General features: G+C 72.4%; 11 protein-coding genes. 5 read left to right on the top strand and 6 right to left on the bottom strand.

Annotated elements, in window-relative coordinates:
- Window positions 1–26 precede the first annotated feature (26 nt).
- Window positions 27–959 (top strand): LysR substrate-binding domain-containing protein, encoded by a 933-nt coding sequence (locus ACIQM0_RS03225; protein ID WP_401283016.1) that lies wholly within the window; start codon window positions 27–29, stop codon window positions 957–959.
- Between the two features lie 170 nt (window positions 960–1129).
- The gene (locus ACIQM0_RS03230; protein ID WP_401283018.1) at window positions 1130–2980 is read left to right on the top strand and encodes a glycoside hydrolase family 3 protein; all 1851 of its coding nucleotides are present in this window, start codon (window positions 1130–1132) and stop codon (window positions 2978–2980) included.
- 55 nt (window positions 2981–3035) lie between these two features.
- Here ACIQM0_RS03230 and ACIQM0_RS03235 read toward each other — a convergent pair whose 3' ends face one another.
- Window positions 3036–4508 carry a S28 family serine protease gene (locus ACIQM0_RS03235; protein ID WP_401283020.1) on the bottom strand — a complete coding sequence of 491 codons (1473 nt, stop codon included), beginning with the start codon at window positions 4506–4508 and terminating at the stop codon, window positions 3036–3038.
- 118 nt (window positions 4509–4626) lie between these two features.
- On the bottom strand, window positions 4627–5082 hold the full coding sequence (locus tag ACIQM0_RS03240; RefSeq protein WP_401283022.1) for a hypothetical protein: 456 nt from the start codon (window positions 5080–5082) through the stop codon (window positions 4627–4629).
- Window positions 5083–5239: 157 nt separating this feature from the next.
- Between ACIQM0_RS03240 and ACIQM0_RS03245 the strand changes: the two genes are divergently transcribed.
- Window positions 5240–5737 carry a hypothetical protein gene (locus ACIQM0_RS03245; RefSeq protein WP_401283024.1) on the top strand — a complete coding sequence of 166 codons (498 nt, stop codon included), beginning with the start codon at window positions 5240–5242 and terminating at the stop codon, window positions 5735–5737.
- 22 nt (window positions 5738–5759) lie between these two features.
- On the opposite strand, the gene ACIQM0_RS03250 is transcribed toward ACIQM0_RS03245, so the two are convergent.
- The 4 genes from ACIQM0_RS03250 to speB form a co-directional block, all read right to left on the bottom strand.
- Window positions 5760–9500, bottom strand: a complete 3741-nt coding sequence (locus ACIQM0_RS03250; RefSeq protein ID WP_401283025.1) for an ABC transporter ATP-binding protein — start codon at window positions 9498–9500, stop codon at window positions 5760–5762.
- Between the two features lie 141 nt (window positions 9501–9641).
- A complete protein-coding gene (locus tag ACIQM0_RS03255) occupies window positions 9642–10526 on the bottom strand; it encodes a serine hydrolase (protein ID WP_401283027.1) in 885 nt (294 codons plus the stop codon).
- A 162-nt stretch (window positions 10527–10688) separates the two neighbouring features.
- Window positions 10689–12374, bottom strand: a complete 1686-nt coding sequence (locus ACIQM0_RS03260) for a thiamine pyrophosphate-binding protein (RefSeq protein ID WP_401283029.1) — start codon at window positions 12372–12374, stop codon at window positions 10689–10691.
- Window positions 12371–13360, bottom strand: a complete 990-nt coding sequence (gene speB, locus ACIQM0_RS03265; RefSeq protein WP_401283031.1) for an agmatinase — start codon at window positions 13358–13360, stop codon at window positions 12371–12373. The genes ACIQM0_RS03260 and speB overlap by 4 nt, the downstream gene beginning before the upstream one ends.
- A 167-nt stretch (window positions 13361–13527) precedes the next feature.
- On the opposite strand from speB, the gene ACIQM0_RS03270 reads away from it, so the two are divergent.
- Complete coding sequence (locus ACIQM0_RS03270) at window positions 13528–14988, top strand: PucR family transcriptional regulator (protein ID WP_401283033.1); 1461 nt, start codon at window positions 13528–13530, stop codon at window positions 14986–14988.
- Between the two features lie 98 nt (window positions 14989–15086).
- Entirely contained in the window at window positions 15087–15395 is a 309-nt protein-coding gene (locus ACIQM0_RS03275) for a hypothetical protein (RefSeq protein ID WP_401283035.1), read from the top strand.
- Window positions 15396–15405: the final 10 nt, after the last annotated feature.

Consider the following 15405-nt stretch of genomic DNA (forward strand, 5'->3'; position numbering starts at 1 on the left):
GAATCGATGGGTTCCAGGAGGCTCCGGTGCTCGATCTCTCCCGGCTGCGCGCGCTGCACGCCATCTCCGTCCACGGCTCCGTCGCGGGCGCCGCGGCGGCGCTCGGCTACACCCCGTCGGCGGTCTCGCAGCAGATCACCAAGCTGGAGCGGGAGACCCGTACGACGCTGCTGGAGCGGCGCGGCCGGGGGGTGGCCCTCACCGAGGAGGCGGTCCGGCTGGCCGCCACCGCACAGGAGTTGCTGGCCATCGTGGAACGCGCGGAGACAAGCCTTGAGGAGCGCAGGGGGCTGCCGACAGGGCGGCTGTCGATCGGCGCGTTCGCCTCGGCCGCGCGCGGACTGCTGCCCGGGGTGCTGGCGGAGCTGGACCGCGAGCACCCGGCCCTGGACGTCCGGATGACCGAGGTCGATCCGCACCTCTCGGTCGACCTGGTGGCCAAGGGCGTGATCGACCTGGCCGTCGCGCACGACTGGGACATCGCACCGCTGCCCGCCCCGGACGGTGTCGCGCAGGCGCTGATCGGGGAGGACCTCTGCGATCTGCTGGTGCCGGCGGACCACCGGCTGGCGGGCCGGGACGGGGTGCGCCGCGAGGAGCTGGCGAAGGAGCGGTGGATCTGCCAGCCGCCGGGGACGGTCTGCCACGACTGGCTCGTACGGACGCTGCGCACGGCGGGCTACGAGCCGGACATCCGCCACCAGGCCGAGGAGAACCACACACAACTGGCCCTGCTCGCCGCCGGTCTCGGCGTCGCGATGATCCCTCGGCTGGGCCGCGGGCCACTGCCGGACGGGGTGGTGGAGGTGCGGATCGAGCCCGTGCCCGTACGCCGGCTGTACGCGCTGTGGCGTACGGAGGCGGCGCGGCGTCCCGCGATCAGGGCGGCGGTCGCGGCGCTCCAGGCGCACGGGCCGGGCGTGGGGCTGCGTCAGCCGGGGCCGGCCCGGGTGGAATGACGTGAGGAGGCGAGGTGGGAGGAGGTGAGGGATTCGTCCCCCTCCCCACCCGTGCGGGACGCGCTCAAACGGTCGGGGCTCTTGACCGGAAGTTATTTTCTGGATATCCGTGATCCTTGGAAGTTTCTTTCACCACCCCCTCGTCACCGAGTACGGCCGAAGGAGCTCACGTGCACCACCGCACCTCCAGACGCACCCTCCTCACCGCCACCGCCGCCACCGCAGTCGTGGCGGCGACGGGTGCGGCAGTCGCCCCCGGCGCCGTCGCCGCCCAGAAGTCCGCGGGCGGCAGTCACCACTCCGCAGCCACCACCCGGCGGCTGAAGCGGCTCATCTCCCGGATGAGCCTGGAGGAGAAGATCGGCCAGCTGTTCGTCATGCGGGTCTACGGGCACTCCGCCACGGAGCCCGACCAGGCCGACATCGACGCCAACCTCGCCGAGATCGGCGTGCGCACCGCCGCGGAGATGATCGCCAAGTACCACGTCGGCGGCATCATCTACTTCACCTGGGCGCACAACACCCGTGACCCGCACCAGATCGCCGATCTCTCCAACGGCATCCAGCGTGCCGGTCTGGCGGGTCCCACGCCGCTGCCGCTCCTCGTCTCGACGGACCAGGAGCACGGCATCGTCTGCCGGGTCGGCGAACCCGCCACACTGATGCCGGGCGCGATGGCCCTGGGCGCCGGCGGTTCGCGCTCCGACGCCCGCAAGGCGGGGCAGATCGCGGGCGCCGAGCTGGCCGCGATCGGAATCTGCCAGAACTACGCCCCGGACGCGGACGTCAACGTCAACCCGGCCAACCCGGTGATCGGGGTGCGCTCCTTCGGCTCCGACCCGCAGTCGGTGGCCGGGATGGTCGCCGCCCAGGTGAAGGGGTACCAGAGCGCCGGGATCGCCTCCACGGCCAAGCACTTCCCCGGCCACGGCGACACCAGCACCGACAGCCACACCGGTCTGCCGGTGATCACCCACACCCGCGAGCAGTGGGCCGAGCTGGACGAGCCGCCGTTCCGGGCCGCGATCGCCGCCGGCATCGACTCGATCATGACGGCGCACATCGTGGTGCCCGCGCTCGACCCCTCGGAGGACCCGGCGACCCTGTCCCGGCCCATCCTCACCGGAATCCTCCGCGAGGAGCTGGGGTACGACGGCGTCGTGGTCACCGACTCGCTCGGCATGGAGGGCGTGCGGACGAAGTACGGCGACAAGCGGGTGCCGGTGCTCGCCGTGCAGGCGGGTGTCGACCAACTGCTCAACCCGCCCAGCCTGGACGTCTCCTGGAACGCCCTGCTGGCGGCCGTCAAGAGCGGCGAGATCAGTGAGGCCCGGATCGAGGAATCGATCCTGCGCATCCTGCGGCTGAAGACGAAGCTGGGGTTGTTCGAGGACCCGTTCGTCAGTCACCGGGGCGTGGACCGTACCGTCGGCACCCGGTCGCACCTGGCCGCCGCCGACCGGATCGCGGAGCACACGACCACGCTGCTGGCCAACGAGGGCGCGCTGCTGCCGCTGTCGCGCCGCTCCCACCGCAACCTGCTCGTGGTCGGGGCCGATCCGGCGTCCCCGTCCGGCACGACGGGACCGCCGACGGCCACCCTGGCCGCGGAGTTCAAGGAGCTGGGGTACGCGGCCACCGCCCTGTCCACCGGCACCGCGCCCACCCGGGCGGACATCGACGCGGCGGTGGCGGCCGCGCAGGGCAAGGACGCGGTGGTCGTGGGGACGTACAACGTCACGGCGACCGGTTCGCAGCGGACCCTGGTGAGTGCGCTGGCCGCGACCGGCGTCCCGGTGATCACGGTCGCGATCCGCAATCCGTACGACATCGCCCAGCTGGTGGGCACGGGGTACGCGGCGAGCCTGGCCGCGTACTCCTGGACGGATGTCGAACTGCGGGCGGCGGCCCGGGTGATCGCGGGCCGCGCCGAACCGGAGGGCACCCTGCCGGTGCCGGTCCAGCGCGCGGACGACCCCGCGCAGGTGCTGTACCCGGTGGGCCACGGCCTCTCGTACTGACGGAGGTTCCCGCGCCGGCGGCCGCCCGAGGGGGTGGCCGCCGGCGCGTGTCCCGCTACGGGCGCCGGTGGCCGAGCCGGTGCTCGGTCGTCAGGTCCCGCTGGTCGAGCACCGCGTCGAACTTCGCGAGCGGCTTCGCCTTCGCCGGGTCCGTCTGGACGGCGGCCGGGGCGACGCCCGCCCAGCGCAGAATGGCCGCGGTGGCCGTGGCGTTCTCGGCCGGGACCAGACCGGCGACGGTCGCCCCGTGGTTGCCGCCGGGCACGGTGAAGACGTGGCTGTCACGCGCGCCGGCGCCGAGCCGGAAGCGCTCCGCGCCGTACGGGTCGTTCTGCCCGTACACGTACAGCATGTGGTCGGCGTGGTGCTTCACCCAGTTGTCGATGTCACGCATCACCCCGGGCTGGAACTTCATCGGGATGGAGCGCGGCACGAACGTGCGCGGCGGCTGGTAGCCGTACCGGCTCAGCTTGCCGAGCCAGGGCTGCTTGATGTCGGGCGAACCGAGCTGGGTGCCCGCCTGGTAGTAGTACGGCGTGTACTTCTCCAGGCCCTGGTCGGCGTAGGCGGAGAAGCCGGAGATCGAGTCGACCGAGTCCCAGATCGCCTGGTCGGTGGCGGTCCCGGCGGCCGGGATCGAGTCGCAGTCGGCGAGCAGGCTGTACTGCCAGAACGCCCAGACGTAGTCGAGGACGACGGCCTCGTACGCCTTGTCGAGGGAGCCGACGGTGGTGAAGGTGTAGCCGTTGTCGGCGGCGTACTGCCGGAGCTTCGCCTCCAGCGGCTCGCGGCGGATCAGCGCCTCGCGCTGCACGCCGTTCAGCTTGTCGCGGCACTCCTTGGTACCGACGTTCGCCAGGAACCGGTCGTACGTCGAGTCCTCCTTGTCGACCACGTCGTTGGGAGCGACATACGCGACGACGCCGTCCATGTCCTTCGGGTAGTAGCGCTCGTAGTACGTGGCCGTCATACCGCCCTTGGAACCGCCGGTGGTCAGCCAGTTCTTCGAGTAGATCTTCTTCAGCGCGCCGAAGACCCGGTGCTGGTCACTGGCGGCCTGCCAGATGTCGAGCTTGGACCAGTCGGCGGGCGACGGGCGGGACGGGGTGAAGAACCGGTACTCCAGCGAGACCTGGTTGCCGTCCACGATCCGGGTCGGCTCGGAGCGGCTGGGGTTGGTGGAGACGTTGTATCCGCTGGTGAAGAACACCGTCGGACGGGACGTGTCCTTGTGCAGCAGGGTGATCCGCTGCTGGAACGTGCCCTTGGACGGGTGCCGGTGGTCGACCGGCTGGGTGTAGTCGAGGACGAAGTAGCGGTAGCCCGGATACGGCTTCTCCTCGACGAGGCTCATTCCCGGGATGGCCAGGATGCGGTCCTTGATGTCCGTGCTCGTACCGCTGTCACTGACGGCGGAACGGAGCGCGGCCGGTTCGGCGGCGGTGGCCGCCCCGGCGGAGGCACCCGTCGCACTCACTGTGCCGATGAGCATCGCGAGCGACAGGAAACCTCTGAGCGCCTTGCGCATACACCCTCCCCTTGATTCACAACAGACCACGTGAACCTAGCGGGGCAACACCGGTGCCGCCAGACCTCATTGCCGCCCGGTCAGTTCGAATCACCCGGTCAGCACAGGGCTCACCCCGTCAGCACAGGATCCAGCCCGTGGATCCCGTCCGTCCCGAGATGGTGCCGGAGACCCGGACGCAGCGGTTCAGCGCATGGACCGTCACCGGTCCGGCCTGCCGGGTGAAGTTGCCGCTGTCGACGACGGGGCGCCCGCCGCGCGGCTGGATCTGGACGGACATCCGGCGGCGCGCACCGGGCTTGGCGGCGACCGCGAGGGCGCAGGCGTAGGAGCGGGTCCGGTAGACGCGCAGTTCGCCCGTGCCGAACGTCAGCGTCTTCGCCGGGCGTCCGGCGCAGACCGACGCGGCGGTGGCGCCGGTCGCCCCGACCCCGCCGAGGAGCAGTCCGAGGACGGTGGTCAGGGCCAGTACCAGCAGCCGCGGGGAGCTCCCGCGCCCCGCGCGCCCGTCCGGCACCTCGGCCCGTCCGATCGTCGCTCTGTTCACCAGCCACCCCATCACCTCATCGAACACATGCGCCCCTTCCCGACGCGTGAGCGCACATACGTGTATCTGCGTACGACGCGGGAGGCCATCCGGAGGTTGCACACGGCGCACTCGGCATCCCGGGCAACCGAACCGCCACACGAGGGCTCCAACAGGACAAGCCACCCGAAAGGAAAGCACTCCCATGACCCGACTCCACACCCCTCAGCGCCCCCGCGGCCGCCGCGTCATCGGCCGCACGCTCCTCGCGGCCGCTCTCCTGACGGCCGTCGCCGCCGTCCCCGCCGCCGCGGCGGTCGCACCGCAGGGGGCGCCGGCCGCCGCACCGGCGCACAGCCGCGATGACGCGGGCGACCAGCTGGTCGCCCACTTCTACGGCTCCTACCTCGACGCCATCGCCGCGGAGGGCGGCGGCAAGCTCGCCACCGCGCTCCGGAGCTTCTACCTGACGCCCGCCCTGCGCGCGGAGCTCAAGAAGTGGGAGGCGAAGAACCACGCCGACGGGGTGCTGCGCGCCCAGGACGTCCCGGCCGGCTTCAAGGTCACCCCGGGCGACAGCGGCGCCGGCCACACCTGGTCGACCGTCCGCCTCACCTGGGGCACGACCGCCCACCGGACGTACACGTACCTGACCGTGCGGCAGGACCTCGGGACCGGGAAGATCTCCGCCATCCAGGGCTGACCGGCCGGGACGCGCCCGCCGGTCACACCCCGGCCGGCTCGTCCTCCCCGATGAACGTGCGCCACAGCACGGCGTACTTCCCGTCCAGGGCGAGGAGTTCGTCGTGCGTGCCGTCCTCGACGACCCGGCCGTGGTCCATCACCACGACCCGGTCGGCGCGGGCGGCGGTGGTCAGCCGGTGGGCGACGACCAGAGTGGTGCGCCGGCCCGCGAGGCGGTCGGTCGCCTGGTTGACCAGCGCCTCGCTGGCGAGGTCCAGCGACGCGGTGGCCTCGTCGAGCAGCAGGATGTCCGGGTCGACGAGTTCGGCGCGGGCGAGTGCGATCAGCTGCCGCTGTCCGGCGGAGAGGTTGCGGCCCCGCTCGGCGACCTCGTGCAGATAACCGCCCTCCAGGGTGGCGATCATGTCGTGCGCGCCGACAGCCCTGGACGCCGCCTCCACCTCCGCGTCGGTGGCCTCCGGCCGCCCGTACGCGATGGCGTCGCGCACCGTGCCGGCGAAGAGGTACGCCTCCTGCGGCACGACTCCGAGCCGGTGCCGGTACGAGGTGAGACCGAGGCTGCGCAGATCGGTGCCGTCCGCCGTGACCCGGCCGGCCGTCGGGTCGTAGAACCGGGCGACGAGCTTGACGAGGGTGGACTTGCCCGCACCGGTCTCGCCGACGAACGCGACCGTCTGCCCGGCCGGGATACGCAGGTCGACATTGGTGAGCGCCGCCTCCTCGCCGCCGTACGCGAAGGACACGTCCTCGAACGCGATCTCGCCGCGCAGCGACAGCACGTCCAGCGGTTCGTCCCCGTCGGCGGTGGACGTCGGCTCCTGGAGGAGCTCCTGGATCCGTCCCAGCGAGACCGTGGCCTGCTGGTAGCCGTCGAAGACCTGGGAGAGCTGCTGCACGGGCGCGAAGAACAGGTCGATGTAGAGCAGGTAGGCGACGAGCGCACCCGTGGTGAGCGTGTGGTTGTCGACCCGGCCGGCCCCGACGATCAGCACGGCGGCCGCGGCCACCGACGACAGCAGCTGGACGAACGGGAAGTAGACCGAGATCAGCCACTGGCCGCGGACCCGGGCCTCGCGGTAGTAGTCGCTGCGCCCGGCGAACCGTTCGGCGCCGTCCCGCTCGCGGCGGAAGGCCTGCACGATCCGCAGCCCGGAGACGGACTCCTGGAGGTCGGCGTTGACGGCGCTGATGCGCTCACGGGCCAGCTCGTAGGCCTCGACGCTCTTGCGGCGGAAGAAGAACGTGCCGATGACCAGCACCGGGAGGGTCGCGAAGACCACCAGCGCCAGTTCGACGTCCAGGACGAGCAGCGCGACCATGATCCCGAAGAAGGTGACGACGGAGACGAAGGCCGTGACCAGACCGGTCTGCAGGAACGTGGACAGCGCGTCCACGTCCGTCGTCATCCGGGTCATGATCCGGCCGGTCAGCTCGCGCTCGTAGTAGTCGAGACCGAGGCGCTGGAGCTGCGCGAAGATCTTCAGCCGCAGCGAGTAGAGCATCCGCTCGCCGGTGCGGCCCGTCATCCGGGTCTCACCGGTCTGGGCCACCCACTGCACGAGGACGACGAGCAGGCCGAGGGCGGAGGCCGTCCAGACCGCGCCCAGCGCCAGCTGGGTGACGCCCTGGTCGATGCCGTTCCTGATCAGCACCGGGAGGAGCAGTCCCGATCCGGCGTCCAGGGCCACCAGGGCGAGGCTCGCCAGCAGCGGGAGTCCGAAGCCGCGCAGCAGCCGGCGCAGCCCGTAGGACTCCTCGGCGTGCACGGCACGGGCCTCGTCGATGTCCGGGGTGTCGGTCGCCGGGGGCAGGGCGTCGACCTGGGCGAGGAGCTCGGGGGTGGCGGGCGTGCCGGCCGCGTCGGTCTCCCGGCCCCCCTCCTTGCGGACCCACAGCTCGGGGGTGATGCCGCGCTCGGCGTCGAATTCGGCGTCCAGCTCCTCCTGGAGCGCGCGGTCGTCCACGGGGTCGGCGGCGGCGGCGACCGGCTGGTGGCCGGGCGAGGTGCCGCCGAGCTCGTCCGGGTCGGTGAGCAGGCGCCGGTAGAGCGCGCAGCGGAGCTCCAGCTCCTCGTGCGTGCCGATGTCGGCGAGCCGGCCGTTCTCCAGGACGGCGATCCGGTCGGCGAGGTTGAGGGTGGAGCGGCGGTGGGCGATCAGCAGCGTCGTGCGGCCCGCCATCACCTGGCGCAGCGCCTCGTGGATCTCGTGCTCGACACGGGCGTCGACGGCGGAGGTGGCGTCGTCGAGGAGGAGCAGCCGGGGGTCGGTGAGGATGGCGCGGGCGAGGGCGACGCGCTGGCGCTGGCCGCCGGAGAGGGTCAGCCCGTGCTCGCCGACCTCGGTGTCGTACCCCTTGGGCAGTTCGGCGATGAAGCGGTGGGCCTGGGCGGCGCGGGAGGCCTGCTCGATCTGTTCGTCGGTGGCGTCCGGGAGCCCGTAGGCGATGTTGGCGCGGATGGAGTCGGAGAACAGGAAGCTGTCCTCCGGTACGAGGCCGATGGCGGCCCGCAGCGAGTCGAGGGTCAGCTCGCGGACGTCGTGGCCGCCGACCAGGACGGCGCCGTGCGTCACGTCGTAGAAGCGCGGGAGCAGCATCGAGACGGTGGACTTGCCGCTGCCGGACGCGCCGACGACGGCGACGGTCTCGCCGGGCTCGATGGTCAGCGAGAAGCCGTCGAGGACGGGGCGGTCCTCGTCGTAGCCGAAGCGCACGTCGTCGAACTCGACGCTGCCCGGGGCATCGGTGGGGAGCTGCTTGGTGCCGTCCCGCATCGTCGGCTCGGTGTCGATCAGTTCCAGTACGCGTTCCACACCGGCGCGGGCCTGCTGTCCCACGGTGAGGACCATGGCGAGCATCCGGACCGGGCCGACGAGCTGGGCGAGGTACGTGGAGAACGCGACGAACGTACCGAGGGTGATCTCGCCGCGCGTGGCGAGCCAGCCGCCGAGGGCCAGCATGGCGACCTGGCCGAGCGCGGGGACGGCCTGCAGGGCGGGGGTGTAGCGGGAGTTCAGCCGGACGGTGCGCAGCCGGCCGGCGAAGAGCCGGCGTCCGACCTCGCGCAGCTTGCCGGTCTCCTGGTCCTCCTGCCCGAACCCCTTGACGACGCGGACGCCGGAGACGGCTCCGTCGACGACTCCGGCGACGGCCGCGGCCTGCGACTGGGCGTACCAGGTGGCGGGGAAGAGCCGGGTGCGGGAGCGGCGGGCGATGTACCAGAGTGCGGGGGCGACGGCGACGGCGACGAGGGTCAGCAGCGGCGAGAGCCACGCCATGATCACCAGGGAGAGCAGGAAGAGCAGGACGTTCCCGATGGTCATCGGGAGCATGAACAGCAGCCCCTGGATCAGCTGGAGGTCGCTGGTGGCGCGCCCGACGACCTGTCCGGTGGACAGCTCGTCCTGGCGCTTCCCGTCCAGACGGGTGATCGTCCGGTAGATCTCGGTCCGCAGATCGTGCTGGACGTCCAGGGCCAGCCGGCCGCCGTAGTAGCGGCGGATGTACGTGGAGACGTACACGAGCGCGGCGGCCCCTATGAGCAGTCCGGTCCAGACGGCGAGGGAGCGGGTGTGGTTGCCGACCACGTCGTCGATGATCACCTTGGTGATCAGCGGGACGAGGGCCATCACCGCCATTCCGGCGAGTGACGAGCCGAGCGCCAGCAGCACGTTGCGCCGGTAGCGCCAGGCGTAGCCGATCAGCCTGCGCGCCCAGCCACGGGGCTGTGGCCCGTCGCCTGTCTCCCCTGCGTCCGACACCCGATGCCTCCCGTTCGACCTGCTCTGCCGCAAGGCACCAACGCGGCCGGTTGCGGATTTCATCCCTCCGCAACAAATTACGGGACCATCGGCGCAGCCCGCTCCTCAATGGAGCGACCAGGGGCCCGGGCCGGTCGCCGGCTACTGGTTCGCGGGCCTCGACCTGATGACGCGCGGGTTCAGGTCCTTGTGCACGGCCCGCGCGACCGCCTGGATGGTGTTGACGCCGTCGCTCATCGTCTTGTTGTCCTGGGTGAGCACCGTGAGCACGTAGTCGTGGCCGTTGCCCGTGAAGGCGCCGATGCTGTGCACCCGCCAGCCGTGGGTGGACCGCTGGAGCCAGCCGTTCTTGAGCTGGACGGTGGCCGTGGCCGGGGCTCCGGAGGGTGTTCCCCAGCGCTGCGAGGAAATGACCTTGCGCATCAGCCCGAGCTCGTAGGCGCGTGCGTTGTCGCTGAGCACGGAGTTCTTCGCGGTGAGCAGGCTCAGCAGCCGCTGCTCGTCCTGCGCGGTGATCTGGGTGAGCCCCCAGTAGCCGCCGGACCCGGGTGTGGTGTGTGTCATGCCGGCCGCCTTGAGGAACGCCGCGACCTTGGCGGCGCCGAGCTGCTTCCACAGGCCGGTGGTGGCGTTGTTGTCGGACTTGGTGATCATGGCGGTGCTGAGGCTGGTCTCGCGCTGGGTGAGGTGGCGGTTGTGCTTGGCGCTGTCCCAGAGCAGCGTGGCCAGCACGGTCGCCTTCACGACGCTCGCGGAGTCGTACTTCGATGTGGACCGCAGCGTGCACGTCGTGCCGGTGGTGCGGTCCTGGAGCGCCACCGCGGTGGTCGACTTGCGCCCCTTGAGCGCCGCGGTGATGTCCTTGGACAGCTTGGCGGCGAGTCCGGACCGGCCCGAGGTGCAGCTCGCCGTCGGCGTCGCGGCGGCGGCGGGCGCCGCGCAGAGCGCCACGGGTGCGAGCACGCCGGTGGCCAGCGCGGCGCAGAGCGCGCCGCGAGCACGGCGGGATATGTGAGGTGTGGTCATTGATGCGTTCCCTGTCCCCTGAGTGATTGCTGCGGGCGCGCCCCCCGGCACGCCTGTCAGAGATGACTCGCGGACAGCCGGAAAGTTGTATGCGACGGGATCAACGGGCCGCGCCCGGAGCCCGTTACGGCTCCGGGTGCGACACGGCCGGCGTCGAGGCCCTCAGAGGTGCGTCGGCTCGAACATCCTGAGCAGCGCCGGGAGTACGACGACCGAGGGGCCCGGCTGCGCGAAGGACTTGGCCAGGTCGTCCGCGAGCGTCTCGGGGCTCGTACGGACCGCCGGGACGCCGAAGGACTCGGCGAGTGCGACGAAGTCCGGTCGGGACAGTTCCGTCCCGGTGGTCTCGCCGAAGGCGCCGGTCATGTACTCGCGCAGGATGCCGTAGCCGCCGTCGTCCACGATGAGCCAGGTGACCGGGAGGTCGTACTGGCGGGCGGTGGCGAGTTCCGCGAGGGAGTACATCGCGCCGCCGTCGCCGGAGACCGCCAGGACCGGCCTCGTGACGTCGGCGGCCGCCGCGCCGATGGCCGCCGGGAAACCGTAGCCGAGGCCGCCGGCGCCCTGGGCCGAGTGCATGGTGTTGGGGTGGCGGGCGTCGAAGGCGGACCAGGCCCAGTAGGCGAGGATCGTCATGTCCCAGAAGCTGGGGGACGTGTCGGGCAGGGCCGCCCTGATCTCCGCGACGAGGTGCTGTTCCAGGGTGAGTCCCTGGGCGGCGATCCTCTCCCGTACCCGGCCGAGCACCGCGGCGACGCGCTCTGCGGCGGCCGGGTCCGCGCGGGGGGTGACCGCTTCGAGGAGGTCGGCCAGGGCGTCCCTGGCGTCGGCGTGGATGCCGAGCGCCGGGTGGTTGGACTCCAGCTTCCCGGCATCCGCCTCGATCTGCACGACCCGGCCGCGCGGGGCGAACGTGTGGTAGTTCGAGGAGAGTTCACCAAGTCCGGAGCCGACGACCAGGACGACGTCGGCGTCCTCCAGGAAGTCCGTGGTGTGCCGGTCCTCCAGCCAGGACTGGAGCGAGAGCGGGTGCTCCCACGGGAAGGCGCCCTTGCCCCCGAAGGTGGTGACGACCGGGGCGCTGATCCGCTCCGCGAGCGCCCGGAGCTTCCCGGACGCGTCGGAGCGTACGACCCCGCCCCCCGCGATGATCGCGGGCCGCTCGGCGTTCGACAGCAAGTGGGCTGCCACCGCGATGAGTTCGGGGCGGGCGTGCAGTTCGCGCGGGGTGGCGTCCATCGCGGTGACGACGGGCAGCGTCGTCTCGGCCAGGAGCACGTCCTGCGGGATCTCGATCCAGACCGGGCCGTGCGGAGCCGTCAGCGCGGACTCCCAGGCGGCGGCGATCGCGGACGGGATCTGCGAGGCGGCGCGCACCGTGTGGACGGACTTCACGATGTCGCGGAACGACGCCTGCTGGTCGCGCAGTTCGTGCAGGTAGCCGTGGCGTCCGCCGCCGAGCCCCGCGGTCGGGATCTGGCTGGATACGGCCAGCACGGGGGCGGACGCGCTGGCCGCCTCCTGGAGCGCGGCGAGCGAGGTGAGCGCGCCGGGCCCGGTGGACAGCAGGAGCGGGGCGACCTCGCCGGTGATGCGCCCGTAGGCGTCGGCGGCGAAGCCCGCGTTGTTCTCGACGCGCAGGCCGACGTAGCGGAGGGAGGAGCGGCGCAGCGCGTCGAACATGCCCAGCGCGTGCTGTCCCGGCAGCCCGAAGACGGTGGTCGCGCCGAGGCCCTGGAGGGTCTCGACGACGAGGTCGCCGCCGTTGCGGCCGGGCGGGGGGTTCAGCGCGGCGGTGATCTGCGCGGGGGTGAGCTCGGGCCGTTCGTCGTGGTGGTCGTGGCTCACTTCTGCCCGGCCTCCTTCTTCTCCTGCCCGGCCTCCGCGATCTGGCGGGTCATGATCGTCGTCAGCTCGTACGCGGTGTGCGAGGCGGCGACGGACGTGATCTCGGCGTGGTCGTACGCGGGGGCGACCTCGACCAGGTCGGCGGAGACCAGGTTGCAGGAGGACAGCCCGCGCACGATTTCGAGCAGCTCGCGGGAGGTGAGGCCGCCGGCCTCCGGGGTGCCGGTGCCGGGGGCGTGCGCCGGGTCCAGGACGTCGATGTCGATGGAGATGTAGAGCGGGCGGTCACCGATGCGCTGCCGGAGCTGGTCGGCGATCTCGTCGACGCCGCGCCGCATGACGTCGGCGGAGGTCACGATCCCGAAGCCCATCTTGGCGTCGTCGGTGAGGTCCTGCTTGCCGTACAGCGGGCCGCGGGTGCCGACGTGGGAGAGCGCGGAGGTGTCGAGGATGCCCTCCTCGACGGCCCGGCGGAAGGGGGTGCCGTGGGTGTACTCGGCGCCGAAGTAGGTGTCCCAGGTGTCGAGGTGCGCGTCGAAGTGGAGCAGCGCGACGGGGCCGTGCTTCTTGGCGACGGAACGCAGCAGCGGCAGCGCGATGGTGTGGTCGCCGCCGAGCGTCATCAGGCGGGCGCCGGTGCCGAGCAGCTCGTCGGCCGCGGCCTCGATCGTCTCGACGGCCTCGTTGATGTTGAACGGGTTGGCCGCGATGTCACCGGCGTCGGCGACCTGCGCGAGGGCGAACGGCGAGGCGTCCTGTGCCGGGTTGTACGGGCGGAGCAGCCGCGAGGCCTCCCGGATCGCGTTGCCGCCGAACCGGGCGCCGGGCCGGTAGGAGACCCCGCTGTCGAAGGGCACGCCGACCACGGCGACATCGGCCCGGCCGACCTCGTCGAGCCGGGGCAGCCGGGCGAACGTCGCCGGCCCCGCGTACCGCGGGACGCGGGAGGAGTCGACGGGTCCGCGCGGCGTTTCTGTGCTGCTCATGGGGTGGCTGGCCTTTCCTTCGATGACGCGCTGCTTCGAGTGTGCCGGATCTCCCGGAACGGCACGGAAGCGGGCACACGGGTCCGCTGATGACGCTAGGCGGCCGGACAGCCGGCCTGAAGTGTACGTTTCATCCATTCTCGCCGCACTGAACGGATGAACCATCCATGCCGGAACTCCCCGCAGGACCGACGGCACCGCCGACCCCGCCCATCCGGCTGACCGAGCTGCTCGCCCGGGAGGAGCTCGGGCTGCGCGGCATCGCGGGGCCGCCGGAGGCGGAGCTGCTGTGGGTGCACACCTCGGAGATGGCCGACCCGTACCCGTACCTGCTCGGCGGCGAGCTGCTGCTGAGCGCCGGGGTGCTGCTCACGGACCCGGACACCTATGTGTCCCGGCTGGTCGAGGCGGGGGCGGCGGCGCTGGGTTTCGGGGTGCGGCCGGTGCACGAGACGGTGCCCGCGGAGCTGGTCGCGGCGTGCGACCGGTACGGGCTGCCGCTGATCGAGGTGCCGCCGAAGACCCCGTTCACGGCGATCGCCCGCGCGGTGTGGCGGCTGATGGCGGAGGCCCGGCTGCGCGAGCTGCGCCGGGTGACGCGGGCCCAGCAGGCCCTGGCGACGGCGGCGGCCAGGACCGATCCGGTACCGGCCGTGCTGCACCAGCTGGCGGCCCAGCTGGAGGGGCGGGCGGCCCTGCTCACGGCCGACGGCGAGGAGCTGCACGCGGCGGGCCGGACGCCGGCCCCCGATGTACGGGCCGCGCTCACCCGGCTCTCCCGGGTGGTCGCACCGGTCCTGCGCCCCGCGCCCGCCTCGGCCACCGACACCCTGGGCACCACCCATCTCGCCGCGTACGCGCTCGGCGGCGGGCAGGGGCTCGTCCTGACGCTGGCGACGGAGCGGCGCGAGCCGGGCGACCACACGGTGGCCGGCATCGCGGTCGTGCTGCTCTCCCTGCTGGCCGCCCCGCACCAGGGCGCCGACGCCGCGGGCCGCTCGGCGGCGCTGGTCCGGCTGCTGCTGGGCGCGGACCCGGCGGGCGTCGCCCCGCTGCTGGGCGGCGCGGAGCAGTGGACGGTGGTGCACGCGCGCCGCAGCGGCGGGGCGGCGCCGGACCCGCTCACCGCGGGCGCTCTCGGTGCGGCCCTGGGCTCGGCGCTGGTCGACGCGGGCCGGGGCCGCGACGCGGTACGGGTGCTGGTGCCCGGCGGCGACCGGATCACCCCGCAGCCCGGCTGGACACTCGGCGCGTCCGCCCCCGCCGCGATCACCGCGCTGGACGTGGCCGACGCCCGGGCCGCACGCGCCCTCGGCCGCGCGGAGGCGACCCGCACCCCGCTCTCGTACCACCGCGCGGACACCGGCCGCGGACTGGCCGCGCTGATCCCGAGGGAGGCTGCGGAGGCGCACGCCCGCGCCCTGCTCGCCCCGCTCACCGAGCCGCTCGCCGAGACCCTGCGGTGCTGGCTCTCCCTGCACGGCAGCTGGGACCGCACGGCGGTGGCCCTGTCCGTCCACCGCAACACGGTCCGTCAACGCATCGCGCGGTGCGGGGTGTTGCTGGAAGCGGATCTCGACGACATGGACGTACGTACGGAGTTGTGGCTCGCCCTGCGCCAGGAGTGATCCCGCACGCACCAGGCATACGGAGGTCCCGTTCCGGCCACCCTGATGTGTCCCGCCCGTCGGCACATGACATATTGCAGTGGCAAAGGGGGGGCCGAATGGCACGGGATTACGACAGCCAACTGCTGGAATCGGTGGGGGTACGCCGGCGCCGGATGCGGGACGCGCTCCTGTTCGGCGCCCAGCGCGCCCGGCGAACGGCGGACGAACGCCTCGGGAAGGTGTTCGCGGGGATCGCGATCACGGCGGTGCTGTGCGCGGGGTGCGTGGGGTGGTCGTTCCTCCAGCACACCCTGGACAAGCAGAAGGCCGAGCAGGAGAAACAGCAGCGGCAGGCGCAGCAGTACGAGCAGCCCTCGCCCACGCCCTCGGCCCCGGCCGGTTCGACGAGGCCGGCGCAGCCGTAGGCAGCGCTCG

The sequence above is a fragment of the Streptomyces sp. NPDC091387 genome, from assembly GCF_044756945.1.
Classification (GTDB): domain Bacteria; phylum Actinomycetota; class Actinomycetes; order Streptomycetales; family Streptomycetaceae; genus Streptomyces.